This is a genomic window from Streptomyces sp. NBC_01716 (genome assembly GCF_036248275.1).
Lineage (GTDB): Bacteria > Actinomycetota > Actinomycetes > Streptomycetales > Streptomycetaceae > Streptomyces.
In genome coordinates, this window is the sequence record NZ_CP109181.1 from 417,869 (window position 1) to 432,580 (window position 14,712).

Genomic DNA, 14,712 nt, shown 5'->3' on the forward strand with positions numbered 1-14,712 from the left:
GCTAACCGCCGTACCCCGCGCACTCGCTGTTGTCGCCACCGCTGCGGCAGCCCACGGGCCCGGTCGGCGCGGGAACGGGGCGATTCCGCGCGTCCTCGTGGGCCTGGAGGGCGACTCCGGCGAAGAAGGCGAGAGCGATGAGCAAGGCCATCGCGCCCTGGCTCACGGCGGTCACGATCGCTCGCGCGCGGGACGCGATGACGGCGGCGGCGAACGCCACGAGGCCGACTCCGCCGAGGGCGGGCAGATAGCGCCAGATGGATATTGAATCGACACTGGTGGCCGGATCGAGGTCGAAATGGTCGAAGAAGGGCCACAGAACGACGATCACGGCCACGGCGAGCAGCTCAAGGAAGACCAGCGCGCAGGAGGCACCGATGTCGGGGCCGCGCTCCGTGCGGGGCTTCACCGAGCCGTCGAAGGCCGGGGGCGCGACGGGCAGGTCATTCATGTCGAACACACTGCCGGTCGATGCGGTGCGGGGGCATGAGTACGGATACCTAGGCCGTGTCCGGACGCGCCCTGGGGCGTGTCTGACAAATCCCGCCTGGCGCGCGACGCCCCGCACGCACGCCCGCCGCGTTGTCGTCAGTCGCCCACGTACGCCCAGTACGAGAGCGATCCTCCGCCTTGCGGTCGCACGCACCGGCGAGTCATCAGCCGCTCCGCGGCGGGCGCACGCCCCGCCCTGCGGGCGCACGGCGCTATTTGTCAGACACGGCCTAGCCCGGGAAGCGACCCGTGCTGCGCAGGTGCCAGCGGCGTTCCGCGTACGCCAGGTCGTCGCGCCACAGGCGGCCCGACACCGCGCGCATCAGTGGGCGCAGTGCGGGGGCGGCGGCGCGGGCGGCGGCGAAGCCCGGACGGTCGGAGGACGCGACGACCGCCTCGACCACGGCGGTTCGCGGGCGGCCCCGGTCGTCGTGGCCCAGCGGGGTGGCATGGGTCTCCACAACCGAGCCCCGGCCCTCGCCCTCCGTGATCCGCATGACGACCGTGCGCGGCTCCGGCGCCGTGAAGACAGCGCGCACAGGCACCACAGCGCGCCCGGCGACCTTGAAGGAGACGTCCACGGCGAAACCGTCACCGTCCTCCGGGGTCGACAGGACCGTGAGATCCACGAAGGAGTACGGGTGCAGCCAGGCGCCGTGCCAGGGGTCGAGCCGGTTGGCCACCACGTCCTCGGGCTCGCACGCACCGAAACCGGTGTAGACGGCGTCCACGGATCCGGCCGCCTCGGGCCGGGGCGGGACGACCGGCCGGTCCAACGGGCTCCCGCCGCCCGCGAGGTCGAGCCGTACCCAGGCCAACACCCCGTCGTCGTAGGCGGGGAAGGGCTCCCAGCCCGCGAACGGCCCACCGCCCAGGGTGAGTCCGTGCCAGTGGCAGATGAGCGTGCCGCAGTGCACCCGGCTGTCCTTGAGGGGCGCGCCGAGGTGGGGACAGGCACCCGGGCCGGCCACCAGCTTCCCCGACTCGTCGCGCCACAGGACCAGTTCGACTCCCGCGACGGTCCGGCCGACAGCGCGGCCGGGGCGTATGTCGCGGGCGGCCCCGACGACGTACCAGTTGCCGGACGGCCGGGCGAGCGCGCGTTGCAACGCGGCGGCGATGACGCCCGGCCGGGCCTCGCGCCAACCGGGCTCCTGTCGAGCCCAGTTGACGGCACCCCGGCGCAGCTTCAGCGGGTACCGCCCACGCCTCCCGCCACCCGCGGGCCGAGCGCTCACGCCACCTTTTCGTGTACTGCCCCCGGACGGGCCCGCGTCGGCCGTACGCCCGTGGGTGCCGTCGGCGTACGGGGCACCCGCGCCACGACCCTCGTCCGGGCCGCCGCCACCCGTACGAGACCGTCGACAGCCACGGCGGCCCGCCGCCGGCGTGGCACGACGGCACGGCGGTGCAGCACGGCGTACCCGTCGTCGGCGACGGCGTCGAGGATCCCCCCGTACAGGACGAACGCCGCGCGGATGCAGGGCCGGGACAGCGGGTCGAGCATGGCGAGCCCGGCCGCCGCCCGCCGGTACACCCCGCGGGTCAGGGCGACGGCGGCCTTGGTCGCGGCGGTGATCCGCGGGTCACGGGCGCCGGTGGTACGGCTCCACTCCAGGAGCTCACGGTCGACCCCGTCGGCGGCGAGCAGGTCCGCGGGCAGATAGATCCGGCCGCGGTCCAGGTCTTCGCCGACGTCCCTGACGAAGTTGGTCAGTTGGAAGGCGACACCCAGCGCGGCGGCGTGCGGGGCCGCTTCCTCGCGGGGGACCACGGTGCCGAGCACGGGCAGCATCTGAAGGCCGATCACAGCGGCCGAGCCGTACATGTAACCGCACAGGTCGTCGTAGGTTGCGTAGTCCGTGACCGTCAGGTCGCTGCGCATGGCGGCCATGAAGGCGGTGAAGAGCCGGTGGTCGATTCCATAGCTCGCCGCGGTGTGCGCGAGCGCCACGACCACCGGTTCGCGGCTGCGGCCCGAGCGCAGCCCGTCCTCCAACCGCGCCTGTAGTACATCCAGTTGGCCGGTCCGCTCGGCGGTGGTCGTGGCGGGGTGTTCGAGGCCGTCGACGATGTCGTCGGCCCAGCGGGCGAAGCCGTAGAGGGCGTGCACGGCGGGCCGGCGTTCCACCGGCAGGAGGCGGGTGGCGAGGAAGTAGGTCTTGCCGTGCCGGGCGTTGAGCCGGCGGCACCGCGCGTAGGCGGCGCGCAGTGCGGGGTCGGCGATGCCGGCGGCGTCGAGTTCGCGTTCGGTCATGCGCGCCGTCCTTTCGGTACGCGGACGGTCCCCCGGCCGGCGGGGCCGGTGCCGGTGCCCGTGACGCGGGCGGCGGCGAGCTTGCCGGAGATCAGGACGGTGGGGACGCCGACTCCGGGTGTGGTGCCGCAGCCGGCGAGCACGGCGTTCGTGGTGCCGCGCACCAGGTTGCGCGGGCGGAAGGGGCCGGTCTGCGCGAACGTGTGGGCTGCGGAGAAGGGCGTGCCCGCCGCGTGCCCTTCGGCGGCCCAGTCGGCGGGCGTGACCAGGCACTCCTCCTCGATGGCGGCGCCGAGTCCGTCCAGTCCGCGCCGTTCGAGCTCGGTGAGGAGGCTGTCGCGATAGCGGGGGCCGAGGTCCGCCCACTCCTGGGCGCCGGGCCCGGTACGGGTGTTGGGGCAGGGCGCCAGGATGTAGTGGAGGTGACGGCCCGGCGGGGCGAGGGAGGGGTCGGTGGCTGTGGGGCGGGTAATGAGCAGTGAGGGGTCGCTCATGAGGCTCCCGGTGTGGGTCAGTTCCCTGAATGTGCCCTTCCAGGCCTGTCCGAACGAGATGGTGTGGTGGCCGAGCGCGGGCCAGGTGCGGTCGGTGCCCGCGTGCAGGACCACCGCGGACGGCGAGAACCGCAGCGGGACCGTACGGTAGGGCCGTCTGCCGAGCAGGCGGTAGGTGGCCGGCAGGTCGGGTGTGAGGACGACCGCATCGCAGGGGATGCGTACCTGGTCGTCGCCCCGGCCGGTGATGACGGCCGTGATCCGCTCGCCCGATCCCGTGTGGGATCCCGCTCCGGATCCCCTTCCGGATCTGCCTCCGGCTCCCCCGCCCGACCGTTCCAGGCGCGTGACGTCGTGGCCGTAATGGAAGTCGGCGCCCGCGTCCGCCGCCGCCTCCGCCATGGCTCGGGGCAGGGCGTGCATGCCGCCTCGCGGGAAGTAGACCCCGGCGACGGTGTCCATGTAGGCGATGACGGCGTACGCGGCCAGGGCCTTGGCGGGCGGGACTCCCGCGTACAGGGCCTGGAAGGAGAAGATCCGGCGCAGGCGTTCGTCCGAGAGGAACGACCCGACGCGGGCGTCCAGGCGGCCGAAGCCGCCGAGTGCCGCGAGACGCACGAGGTCGGGGTGGAGCAGTCGCAGCGGCGAGTCGAAGTTGGCGTCGATGAAACGCCGCATCTGTACCGCGTACAGCTTCTCCAGCCAGCGGCGCAGCCGGCGGTAACCGTCCGCCTCACGGGCGCCCGCGAAGCGCTCGACCTCGGCGGCCATCGCGTCGGCGCCGGTGTGGACGTCGAGCGCGCCGCCGTCGGCGAACCTGGCCCGGTAGGCGGGGTGCAGGGGGATGAGGTCGACCCGGTCGGCGAGCTTGTCGCCGACGGCGGCGAAGGCCTCCTCGATGAGGCCGGGCATGGTGAGGACGGTGGGGCCGGTGTCGATCAGGTAGCCGCCGCGTTCGAGGTACCCGGCCCGGCCGCCCGGACAGGTGCCGCGTTCCACGACGGTGACGGCGCGTCCGGCGCCGAGGAGATGCAGCGCGGCGGAGAGCCCGGCGAGCCCGGCACCGACCACGACGACATGGTCGGTCGGCCCGTCGACGGTCCTCATCGGCCGCTCCCCCGGCCGATGCCGGCGCGGGCTCGGGCCGGGGCGACCAGGTCCTGTCCGGCGGATCTTCGTGGATCAGCCCGGGGCGTCCGGTGCGGTGCGTCGCAAGGCGGAGGATCGTGCTCGTACTGGATGTACTCGCACGACTCCGACAACGCGGCGAGGTGCCGTGCCAGGCGTTCCGGGCCCGCGAAGATCTGCCGGACAGGACCTAGGTCGTTGGGCCTGCCCTGCCGGGTGTCGCCGCCGGGGCCGACGGTGCTCCTCGGATCCCTGATGACGCCAGGCAGGTCGTCGCGAAGCCGGATGGCCTTACCGGCGCGGTCCGCCGCGCGGAGCCCGTACACATCGGTGTGGAGACACGCGGCCCGCACGGCCGGGACGGCGGTGAGCACGAAAGCGCGGGCCCGGACGAGTGCGGGCCCGGCGGTGTTACATGGGGCGGGACCGTTGCCGCGCATCGCGATTCCTCTCCTCGTGTCGGACGGCTGTGTTCACCGTTCATCCGGATCGGACGGGGAGTTCGTACGCGCTGTCCCCGGCGAGCTCCGGTGGCGCGCCTCAGTCCACCACGGTCGTCCGCCGCACGTCGGTCAGCCGCGTCAATCGTGCGCCTCTTCGGGTGACACCGCACCGCCGCGCGTCCCCCGGCCGGGTGTCGGCGCGCCGTCGCCCCCACCCGGTCACGGCATGGGCCTGTAGATACGGCACGAGTGACCACACCTGAGCGCGAGGAGCTCCATGACCGTCTCGGTCGTCCTGTTCACCAGCGACCTGCGCCTTGCACGACAACCCCACCCTCCATGCCGCCCTCGCCGGCACCGGCGAGGTCGTGCCGCTGTTCGTCGTCGACGAGGCCATCGCGGCGGCCGGGTTCGCCACGCCCAACCGGCGGGCGTTCCTCGCCGGCTGTCTGACCGATCTCGACGCGGGACTCCGGACGCGCGGCGGCCGGCTCGTCGTACGCACCGGCGACGTGGTGGCCCGGACCCGCGAGGTCGCCGCCGAGGCGGGCGCGGACGAGGTGAGGACGGCCGGCGGCGTCAGCGGTTACGCCCAGCGGCGCGAGGAACGGCTGCGGCGCGCGCTGGAGTCGGACGGCCGCCGGCTCCACGTCCACGACGCCACGCTCACCGTGCTCCCGCCGGGGGCCGTCACACCGGGCGGCTCGGACCACTTCGCGGTCTTCACCCCCTACTTCCGCCGCTGGTCGCGCGAGCGCCCGCGCGACGTACTGGCGGCTCCCCGGACCGTACGGGTGCCCGCCGGGATCGGCTCCGACGGCGTCCCGGCGCGCCGCGGTCCACGAGCCGTGGAAACTGCCGGCGCGCGAACGGGCCCGGTACGACTACCCGGGCCCGCTCGTGGAACTGGCCGAGGGCCGCGACCGCTTCCGGCGGGCACGCGAGAAGAACTGAGCCGCGCCGGGACCCGGCCCGCCCGCCCCGCACTCCCCCCGCCCTACGGCGTGTTCGCCGGCTCCGGGCGCGCCGCCGGTGACAGATAGACGCGGCAGTTGCGCAACCCCGGCAGGTCCGGGATCCGTTCGACGCGCCAAGCGCGCGCGTACGCCGGCGGCCCGGCCTGCCCCGCCACCACGAACGCCACCGGCCGCTCGTGTGCCACGGCCACGAGCCGGGCGGGGGTGATGCTCCCGTCGTGGCCACCGGTCTGCCGTGACGCGCAGCCCGCCTGGAAGGCCACCCTGATCGCCTCGGTACCGCTGATCACACACGGCGGTCTGACGCCCTCCCTGGCCAACACGGCTGTCACACCGGTCAACTTGACCCGGTCGGCCCGGCTGCGCTCCGCGCGGTCCGCGACGACGGAACCCTGCACCCACAGATGCGCGACCGCCGCCGTCACGAGCAGCCCCACAACCAGGCCGCGCGGCCTGGCGGTCCGGACGAGCCAGGTCAGGAAGAGCGCGGTGGGCAGGGCGAACAGCGCGTACACGGGGAGCAGGAAGCGCGGCGCGGCGTACCCGATCAGCAGCAGGTACTGCACGGCCATCGACAGGCCGACGAGCACCGGCACCAGTACGAGAGGCAGCCGCCGCAGGCGTGCGGCGACCAGGACCCCGCCGAGGGTGAGCAGCGGCAGGGCGAACCACCAGATCGCGGTGGCCGGCCGCCGCCACCGGATGTCGCAGGGGCGGCAGAGCAACCGCCCGTCGAGCGAGCGCATGTGGTCGCCGAAGACGAGGTTCCAGCCCAGGTGACCCTGGATCTCGCTGGCCCGCGCGAGCCGCGTGAAGAGTCCGCCGTAACTGACGTACGCCTCGATGATCCACTCCGCGCAGCCGATCGCCCCGCCCGCGACGAGCGCCGTCAGCAGCGCCCACCGCCGCCACCGCCGGACGGCGAGGGCGACGAGGGCGAGCGGCGCGCTGAGCCAGAAGGCGTCGGTGGGGCGCATGAGCGCGACGAAGGCCACGGCGACGCCGAGACCGACGAGCGCCGTGCGGTCGGTGCGGTCGATCGCCACCCTGACGAAGAAGCCGACGGCGCAGAGGCAGCCGAGGGCGACCCAGAGGTTCGGCATGACCTGCGGCCCGTAGAAGAGCGTGATCCAGAGCCCGGCGAACAGGGCGCCGGCGAGGGCGAGTACGGAGGCGGGCAGCAGTCGCCGCCAGATGCCGAGGGCGAGGAAGAGCCCGGCGCCCGAGAGCAGCGCCAGATAGACGCGGAGCACTTCGACGGATGAGGTGAGCGAGGTGACCGGGGCGATGAGGAAGGTGATGCCGCGCGCGCGTGGGGCGCTGAAGAACGCGGTGTCGGAGGGGGCGCGGCTGACTTGGCTGGTGTAGACGGTCTCGTCCCAGCCGAGCCCGGATCCCGGTACGAGGAAGACGAGTTGAACGATCGTGTAGACGCTCGCGACGACCGCCAGCCACAGGAGACCACCATCGGCCGTCCAGTCCCGGCGGGCCGGCCGGCCCGTCTCTCGCAGGCCGGTCGCGACGGCCTTGGTCTGTGTCATGGCCCAAAGCTGCCTGGCCGGGACCTACCGGGCCGAAGGGACACGCCACGAGACGAATATTAAGAAATCGCATCTAAAACATACGATTCACTCGATGGGCGTGTATCCGGACGCCGCTGTTGCCGTCACCTCACCCGGCCGGCGACGAAACCATCCGGCGGTCACAACGTCTCGCCGGCGTTCACCGCGGTGTGACGAGGCCCGCGTGCGGTCGCGAAGCTCTGATCCGTCGCTTGGACACACCGCACCGCCGCGCCGAGGATATGGGGGAGATACCCCCTTTCGTTGAGTGAGGACGCAGTGCCGATGCCGCAGCGCACCACGCGAGGATTCTCGGTCGGATATCTCGGTGCCGCGGTCGTCTTCGCGATCGGCATGCTGGGTACGACGCTGCCCACCCCGCTGTACGGGCTCTACCGCGAGGAGCTCGGCTTCTCCGAGTTCATGGTGACCGTGGTCTTCGCCGTCTACGCCTTCGGGGTCATCGCCGTGCTGCTGCTGGCGGGCAACTTCTCCGACCAGGTCGGCCGCCGGCCTGTTCTCTTCATCGGGCTCGGGCTCTCCGTCGCCAGCGCCGTGTGCTTCCTGTCCGAGGGCGGACTGCCCCTGCTGTTCGCGGGACGCCTCCTGTCGGGCTTCGCGGCCGGGCTGTTCAGTGGCGCCGCCACCGCCACCGTGATGGAGCTGGCGCCGCCGGGCCGTGCGGCGCGCGCGGGGCTGGCCGCCACGGCGGCGAACATGGGCGGGCTGGGATGCGGTCCGCTGCTCGCGGGGCTCCTCGCGGAGTACGCGCCGCTGCCGCTGCGGCTGCCGTTCGCCGCGGCACTGGGGCTGGCGATCGTGGGCATGGTCCTGACGTGGTTCCTGCCCGAGCCGGTCGAGCACCCGACACGGCGGCCGAGGCCGCGTCCGCAGGGCCTGAAGGTGCCACCGCAGGTACGCGGGATCTTCGCGCCGGCGGCGCTGGCCGCATTCGCCGGTTTCGCTCTGCTGGGGCTGTGCACGGCGGTGACGCCGACATTCATCGCGACCACCCTCGGCGAGCCCAATCTCGCGGTGTCGGGCGCCACCGTGTTCTCCGTCTTCCTGGCCTCCACCGTCGGACAGTCCCTGATGAGCCGGGTGGGCGCGGCCAGGGCGCTGCCGGGCGGCAGCCTGGTGCTGGTGGCGGGGGTCCTGCTGGTGGGCACGTCCCTGTTCGTGGAGTCGCTGGCACTGCTGGTGGTCGGCGTGATCTGCGCCGGGCTCGGTCAGGGGCTGGCGTTCCGCGCGGCCATCACGACCATCGGCGCGGCGGCGCCGCAGGAGTCGCGTGGCGGCACGATCTCGACCTTCTTCGTCGTCGCGTACGTCGGCATCTCCCTGCCGGTGATCGGGATCGGCGCGCTGACGCTGCTGGTGAGCCTGCGGGTCTCGGGACTGATCTTCACTGGGTGCGTGGCGGTGCTGGCGGCGTGTGTCGGGCTGTACGAGCTCCGCGAGCTGCGGGTACGGCGGAAGGCCGGTGCGGCGTCAGACGGCTGAGGAGCCGGTGGACTTGGCGCGGCGGCTCACCGTACGCGTGCCGCTCCGACGTAGAAGCCGCTCTCCTCGTTCGCCGGCGCGGGCGTGTCCTTGTACCACTCGGGGGCGCGGACCAGACCGGGCTCCACCAGGTCGAGCCCGTCGAAGAACCGCTCGACCTCGGCCCGCGTACGGGGCCGCAGAGTGATACCGCCCGACCGGTAGGTGCCGGTGATCTTCTTCGCCTGCTCGGGGTCCAGAAAGTCCGCGGTGCCGTGCGAGATGATCAGGAGGCTGCCGGACGGCAGGGCGTCGACGAGGGTCCGGGTGACGCCGTACGGGTCGTCGTCGTCCCCGAGGAAGTGCAGGACCGCGACGAGTGACAGTGCGACGGGCCGGCCGAAGTCCAGTGAACCGCCCGCGTGTTCGAGGACTTCCCGCGGCTGGCGTACGTCGGTGTGGAGGTACCCGGTGGCCCCTTCGGGCGTGCTCACGAGTAAGGCCTCGGCGTGCCGGAGGACAATCGGGTCGTTGTCCGCGTAGACGATCCTGGCGGCCGGGACGATCTTCTGCACGATCTGGTGCAGGTTGGGCTCGGTGGGTATCCCGGTGCCGATGTCGAGGAACTGGTCGATACCGCTCCTGGCCGCCCAGGCCACGGCACGGTGCATGAACTCCCGGTTGATCTGCGCCCCGCGCTGCGCCCCCTTGGCCAGTTTCTCCGCCAGCTCCCGGTCGACCGGGTAGTTGTCCTTGCCGCCGAGGTAGTAGTCGTACACCCGGGCGGAATGGGGCTTGCTGGTGTCGATCTGGGGCTTGGGGGTGCCTGAGGTCATACGCGGGATTATGTCATCCGGGATGGGGTCAACTCGCGTGCGTTGTCGGCCTGTTCGCGGCCGCGCGCATTCAGCTGACGGCCAGTCGGAAGACCTGGCGTGAGCCGCCGTCCGGGCCGGGGTCGGTCGCCTCGGCGGGGCTGAAGCCCAGCCGCTCGTAGAAGACCCGGGCGCCGCTGGTGACCGCTCCGGGATGGTCCGCTCCGAAGGTGACCACCTCGACGGTCCCGGGACCCGTGACGAACCGCTTCATCGCATCGGCGGTCAACGCAGCACCGACCCCCCGACCACGCGCCTGCTCGGCGACAACGAGCCAGTGAAGGTGAAAGACCGGCGCGTCGGCCCCGAACAACAGACCGCCGAGCAGGGGCTGTTGCCCGGCTCGCTCCTGGTCGACGGCGACGAGAGCTTTCGAATCACGGATGTGCTCAAGGACGGCGCCGCTGAAGCCGGGGTCACCGACCATGGGCCCGAACCAGTGCTCCACCTGTCCGGCCAGGTAGAGATAGCCCGACAGATCTTCCTCCCGCGCGAGTCTTACGATCATGGGGGCATTCTGGCACCGCCCGGGAGCCTGGCGCCCGGCGTTGAGCGCGTTCGCCGCCCCTGCACGGGCGCCGCGTGAAAACGTACGGAGGTGACCACCTTCGTACCACCTCCGGCGACCGCCGCATGGACGCACGAGCACGCGCGTCAGGGCTTTGAGGTCGTGTACTTCCGGCCTTCGGGCGACGGGCGGCACATCGTCGGGTGCACCACCGCCGTCGAGGACGGCCGGACCTGGACCGTGGACTACGACATCACCCTGGACGCCGACTGGGTGACCCGCCGGGCCGTCGTCACCGGGCGGTCCGAGGGCGGGACCCGCTCGACGGTGCTCCAGGCCGACGGCGAGGGCCACTGGCAGGTGGACGGGGCGGCGGCGCCCCAGCTCGACGGGTGTCTGGATGTCGATCTGGAGTCCTCGGCGATGACCAACACCCTTCCCGTGCACCGTTTCCGGCTGGCGGTCGGCGCCTCGGCGGAGGCGCCGGCCGCGTACGTGCGCGCGCTCGACCTCTCCGTCGAGCGGCTGGAGCAGGACTACCGGCGCGTCGCCGACGAGGGGTCGCGGCAGGCTTACGACTACTCGGCCGCCGTCTTCGACTTCCGCTGCCGGCTGGTCTACGACGAGGCGGGTCTGGTGCTCACGTACCCGGGGATCGCCACCCGAGCGGCGTAGCCGCACGCCTCATCCGCCTCACTGGAGCGGGAATTCCACCCCGTGTTCGCTCGCCGGGCGCGTGCCGAAGACACGCCGCTCGGACTCCTCGATCCGCAGGTCGTTGATGCTGGCCTCACGGCGGCGCATCAGTCCGTTCTCGTCGAACTCCCACAGCTCGTTGCCGTAGCTGCGCCACCACTGCCCGCCGCTGTCACGGCACTCGTACTGGAACCGCACCGCGATCCGGTCGCCGTCGAACGCCCACAGACTCTTGCGGAGCGCGTAGTCCAGCTCGCGCGCCCACTTGTCGGTCAGGAACTCGACGATCGCCGGGCGCCCGGTGACGAAGGTGTCGCGGTTGCGCCAGACGGAATCGACCGTGTACGCGCCCGCGACACGCTCCGGGTCCCGGGTGTTCCACGCGTCCTCGGCGGCCTGCACCTTCTTCAGCGCGGCGGCGCGGTCGAAGGGCGGTACGGGCGGGCGCGCGGTCATGGATCATCTCCTGAGAACGGTCATCCTCCAACGGGCTCGTAGCCTAGCGACGTGATCCGCGGGTTCCACGACGACGCCACGGACCGGAAGACGGGCGCCGTCGCGGGGTATCCGGCCGTGGGGATCATGGCCGGATACCGCCGCGCGGAGTTGGGGTCAGTAGACCGACAGGCCGTACACCGACAGCCACTCCGTGATCGGCTGGTAGTAGGTGACCCCGCCGGACGAGCAGTTTCCGGTCGTGGCGACGATGACGCCCAGCGCGGTGGTCCCGGAGAACGCGGGGCCGCCCACGTCGCCGGGCTCGGAGCAGATGTTGGAGCGGAACAGGCCGCTCACCGTGCCCTCGGGGTACTGGATCGTCACGTTCACCGCCGTGACCGTGCCACAGTGGACTCCGCTCACCCGGCCGGCGTGACAGATGGACTGGCCGACCGTCGGGCTCGCGGCGCCGGTGATGTCCTGCGCGCCGCCGGAGCCGAGCGTGACCTCTCCAGGGAAGACCACCGACGTGCTCGTGTAGCGGATGAGCGCGTAGTCGTTGACCGGGAAACTCGATCCGGCGGTGGTGCCGACGAACACGGTCAGGGCTGCGTCGGCGTACCAGTCGGTGGCGCCCTGCGCGCAGCGGCCGGTCACCAGACCGTAGAAGGTGCTGCCGCTGCGGGCGTTGAAGCCCACGGTGCATCGGATGCCGGTGCCGCTGTAGAGGACGTCGCCGCCGCGTACCTCAACCGCCTTGCTGCCGAAGGCCGTTGAGGCGGCAGCCGGCGAGACGGTGGCGGTGAACCAGCCGAGCAGCAGGGTCAGTGCCGCGACGGCCGACGCGGCTGTGCGGAACGGTCCGCGCGACGGTCTACGCAATGGTTTCCGCGACGGTCTTTCGGTGCGGAACAGCTTCATGTGCCCTCCCCGTTTGCCCGGTCATGACGTGTCATGCGCCTGCCATTGTGGGGTGACGGGGAAGGCCGCGTCAGTCGTAAAGAGGCCATTCGGCCGCGATCAGGCAGCCGCCTCCAGGTCGAGGAGTGCGGACTTGGCGGCGGGGCCGCCCGCGTAACCGCCGAGCGTTCCGTCGGCGCGCAGCACGCGGTGGCAGGGGACGACAACGGGGAGCGGGTTGGTCGCGCAGGCCGTACCGACTGCGCGGACCGCCTTCGGGTTGCCGACGAGCCGCGCGACCTCGCCGTAGCTCAGCGTCCGGCCGTACGCGATCTCCGGGAGGTGACGCTGCACCAGCTGCCGGAACCCGTGGGAGAGCGACAGGTCCAGAGGCAGGTCGAACGTCCTGCGCTCGCCGCTGAAGTACTGGTCGAGTTCGCGCGCGACAGCGTCCAGTCGCTTGGGGGCGCGCAGTACCCGGGGGCTGAGGGTGGTGGCGAGACTGTCGAGGGCCTTGTCGTGGTCCTGGACGGTGAAGGCCACGCGGACGAGGCCCTTCTCGGTGGCGGCGAGCAGGAGGCGGCCGACGGGGCTGTCGACAACGGTGTACGCGACGTCCAGCAGGCCGTCGCGGGTCGCCGCGTCTGCCAGCCCGGAGCGCAGGCGGGCGAGGGTCTCGGCGTCGGCGGCGTCGGCGGCGGCCCGGTCGAGGAAGGTGGGGATGTCCGGGCCGGCGGTGGTGTCCTTCATGGCGTTGCTCCTTTCAGGACGCGATCCGGGTCGCGATCGGAGTCGGGGTCGGAGTCGGGGTCGGGATCGCGGCCCGAATCGGAGTCAGGATCGGGGTCAGGATCGGGGTCCGCGAGGGTGGTTCTCAGTGCCTTGATGCCGTCCGACGCGGCGCGGCGCGCCGCTTCGGGGGTGCCGCCGACGATCTCGGCGACGTCCCGGTAGGGCAGTCCGGCGAAGTGGTGGTACGCCACCGCCTGCCGCTGCTTCTCGGGGAGCGCCTTGACGGCCTGCCAGAGATCGCGGTCGCCCTCGCCCGGCAGCCCGACGGCCGAAGGGCGCTCGGGCAGGTCCGCGACGGGGACGGCGCGGCGCTGTCCGGCGCGCGTGATGTCGATGGCCTTGCGGTGGGCGATGGTCACCAGCCACGCCTCCACGTTGGCGTCGTCGGGCAGGTCCGGGTAGGCGCGCATCGCCGCGAGGAACGTCTCCGACCAGGCGTCGTCGGCGTCGTGGACGCCGACCACCGCCCGGCACACACGGAGGACGGTGGCCGCGTGCTCATCGACCACCCGCTCGAAAGGCTTCTTCATGTCCATCATTCTGTAGACGCCGGAGCCTTCGGGAACGTGAGGTCGGGGGGTGGATTCCCGCGTACGGGCTCAGAAGAGCCTGGCCTCCTTGACGGCCGCGGGCTCCTCGATCTCCAGGAGCCGCTGCTTGCGCTTGAGGCCGCCGGCGAAGCCCGTGAGCTTCCCGTCGCTGCCGACCACCCGGTGGCAGGCCACGATGATGGAGATCGGGTTGTGGCCGACCGCCTGGCCCACCGACTGCGCGAGTGTCTTGCTCCCCAGCCGTTCGGCGAGTTCGCCGTAGGTCGTGGTCTCGCCGAACGGGATCTCCCGGAGCAGCGCCCAGACCCGCTCCTGGAACGCGTCCCCGTTCGTCCGCGTCGGCAGGTCGAACGTGGTGCGGTCGCCGTCGAGATACTCGCCGAGCTGGGTCGCGGCCCGGGTGAGCAGGGCGTCGTCCTGGACGTCGACCCGCCGGCCGAGGCTCTCCTCGGGCGGCATGTACCAGTGGTGCGGGAAGTAGAGGCCGGTGATCGCGCCGCCCGATGCCACGACGGTCAGCCCGCCGAGGGACGTCTCGACGACCGCGTGACGGGTCTCCGCACGCGGGTCCATGTCGGTCTCCGTGGGCGTGTCCGCGTGCGTTCCGGTGTCGTACATGGTCCCGGCCTTCCTCTCGTGCGACATCGTCTTTCACTGAGGAGACGCGTGGGAACGGCGATACGTGAGGTCACGCTTTGCGGTGGTTTGACAGGGGGATCCCGGCTGCGCTCAGTTGCCAGTCTTTCGACTTTCCGTGGACATTCAGCGCCGGAACGCTGCGAAAGAAGGTTTCCGATAGGGCCATGAGCAGCCATTTCGCGCCGCTGAAGTGCCGAAATCCATCCATCAAGGTCAACAGGACCGCCCACCGAAACCTGCTCACACTCCGTAGCCATAAGGCCGGAACCGGACACCCATCGAGAAAGTTATTGTGATCTGGGGCACAGCTTCCGGCGCGCACGGGCCTCGAACGTTCCAAGCGCATGTCATGCCGATATCAACGACATGATCCACGGATGACGCAGATGAAAAACGCCCCCAACCCCCCCTCCGCCCGAATCCGCCTCGCACCAAAGACGTACATACGTTCGACAAATCGGGATGACCACTCTCTGTG

15 protein-coding genes and 1 pseudogene are annotated in these 14,712 nt (G+C 71.8%); 3 read left to right on the forward strand and 13 right to left on the reverse strand.

All coding sequences use genetic code 11. The annotated features are described in order from the left end of the window. Position 1 precedes the first annotated feature (1 nt). The 5 genes from OIE74_RS01890 to OIE74_RS01910 form a co-directional block, all read right to left on the reverse strand. Positions 2 to 451, reverse strand: coding sequence for a DUF6234 family protein (locus OIE74_RS01890; protein WP_329377681.1), 450 nt, complete (start codon positions 449 to 451; stop codon positions 2 to 4). A 271-nt stretch (positions 452 to 722) separates the two neighbouring features. Beyond that, entirely contained in the window at positions 723 to 1,730 is a 1,008-nt protein-coding gene (locus tag OIE74_RS01895) for a DUF5914 domain-containing protein (RefSeq protein ID WP_329377684.1), read from the reverse strand. Next, entirely contained in the window at positions 1,727 to 2,749 is a 1,023-nt protein-coding gene (locus tag OIE74_RS01900) for a phytoene/squalene synthase family protein (protein ID WP_329377685.1), read from the reverse strand. Before OIE74_RS01900 ends, OIE74_RS01895 begins: the two co-directional genes overlap by 4 nt. Next, a complete protein-coding gene (gene crtI / locus OIE74_RS01905; protein ID WP_329377687.1) occupies positions 2,746 to 4,350 on the reverse strand; it encodes a phytoene desaturase family protein in 1,605 nt (534 codons plus the stop codon). The genes OIE74_RS01900 and crtI overlap by 4 nt, the downstream gene beginning before the upstream one ends. Continuing rightward, positions 4,347 to 4,811: a hypothetical protein gene (locus tag OIE74_RS01910; RefSeq protein WP_329377689.1), complete on the reverse strand. Its 465-nt coding sequence runs from the start codon at positions 4,809 to 4,811 to the stop codon at positions 4,347 to 4,349. Before OIE74_RS01910 ends, crtI begins: the two co-directional genes overlap by 4 nt. Before the next feature lie 280 nt (positions 4,812 to 5,091). Between OIE74_RS01910 and OIE74_RS01915 the strand changes: the two are divergent. After that, positions 5,092 to 5,689 (forward strand): annotated as a pseudogene (locus tag OIE74_RS01915) (deoxyribodipyrimidine photo-lyase); the annotation flags it as partial. 122 nt (positions 5,690 to 5,811) lie between these two features. On the opposite strand, the gene OIE74_RS01920 reads toward OIE74_RS01915, so the two are convergent. Next, on the reverse strand, positions 5,812 to 7,332 hold the full coding sequence (locus tag OIE74_RS01920) for a hypothetical protein (RefSeq protein WP_329377691.1): 1,521 nt from the start codon (positions 7,330 to 7,332) through the stop codon (positions 5,812 to 5,814). A 306-nt stretch (positions 7,333 to 7,638) separates the two neighbouring features. Between OIE74_RS01920 and OIE74_RS01925 the strand changes: the two genes are divergently transcribed. Continuing rightward, positions 7,639 to 8,856: an MFS transporter gene (locus OIE74_RS01925; protein ID WP_329392138.1), complete on the forward strand. Its 1,218-nt coding sequence runs from the start codon at positions 7,639 to 7,641 to the stop codon at positions 8,854 to 8,856. A gap of 26 nt (positions 8,857 to 8,882) precedes the next feature. Here OIE74_RS01925 and OIE74_RS01930 read toward each other — a convergent pair whose 3' ends face one another. After that, entirely contained in the window at positions 8,883 to 9,671 is a 789-nt protein-coding gene (locus OIE74_RS01930) for an SAM-dependent methyltransferase (RefSeq protein WP_329377693.1), read from the reverse strand. A gap of 70 nt (positions 9,672 to 9,741) precedes the next feature. Next, a complete protein-coding gene (locus OIE74_RS01935) occupies positions 9,742 to 10,218 on the reverse strand; it encodes a GNAT family N-acetyltransferase (protein WP_329377695.1) in 477 nt (158 codons plus the stop codon). 90 nt (positions 10,219 to 10,308) lie between these two features. On the opposite strand from OIE74_RS01935, the gene OIE74_RS01940 reads away from it, so the two are divergent. Beyond that, complete coding sequence (locus OIE74_RS01940) at positions 10,309 to 10,893, forward strand: putative glycolipid-binding domain-containing protein (protein WP_329377697.1); 585 nt, start codon at positions 10,309 to 10,311, stop codon at positions 10,891 to 10,893. Positions 10,894 to 10,911: 18 nt separating this feature from the next. Here OIE74_RS01940 and OIE74_RS01945 read toward each other — a convergent pair whose 3' ends face one another. The 5 genes from OIE74_RS01945 to OIE74_RS01965 all read right to left on the reverse strand — a co-directional run bounded on the left by OIE74_RS01945 (position 10,912) and on the right by OIE74_RS01965 (position 14,213). Then, on the reverse strand, positions 10,912 to 11,370 hold the full coding sequence (locus OIE74_RS01945; RefSeq protein ID WP_329377699.1) for a nuclear transport factor 2 family protein: 459 nt from the start codon (positions 11,368 to 11,370) through the stop codon (positions 10,912 to 10,914). A 156-nt stretch (positions 11,371 to 11,526) separates the two neighbouring features. After that, entirely contained in the window at positions 11,527 to 12,273 is a 747-nt protein-coding gene (locus OIE74_RS01950; RefSeq protein WP_329377701.1) for a S1 family peptidase, read from the reverse strand. A 99-nt stretch (positions 12,274 to 12,372) separates the two neighbouring features. Continuing rightward, on the reverse strand, positions 12,373 to 13,002 hold the full coding sequence (locus tag OIE74_RS01955; RefSeq protein ID WP_329377703.1) for a methylated-DNA--[protein]-cysteine S-methyltransferase: 630 nt from the start codon (positions 13,000 to 13,002) through the stop codon (positions 12,373 to 12,375). Further along, positions 12,999 to 13,574, reverse strand: coding sequence for an RNA polymerase sigma factor (locus OIE74_RS01960; protein ID WP_329377704.1), 576 nt, complete (start codon positions 13,572 to 13,574; stop codon positions 12,999 to 13,001). Before OIE74_RS01960 ends, OIE74_RS01955 begins: the two co-directional genes overlap by 4 nt. Before the next feature lie 69 nt (positions 13,575 to 13,643). Next, positions 13,644 to 14,213, reverse strand: a complete 570-nt coding sequence (locus OIE74_RS01965) for a methylated-DNA--[protein]-cysteine S-methyltransferase (RefSeq protein WP_329377706.1) — start codon at positions 14,211 to 14,213, stop codon at positions 13,644 to 13,646. Positions 14,214 to 14,712: the final 499 nt, after the last annotated feature.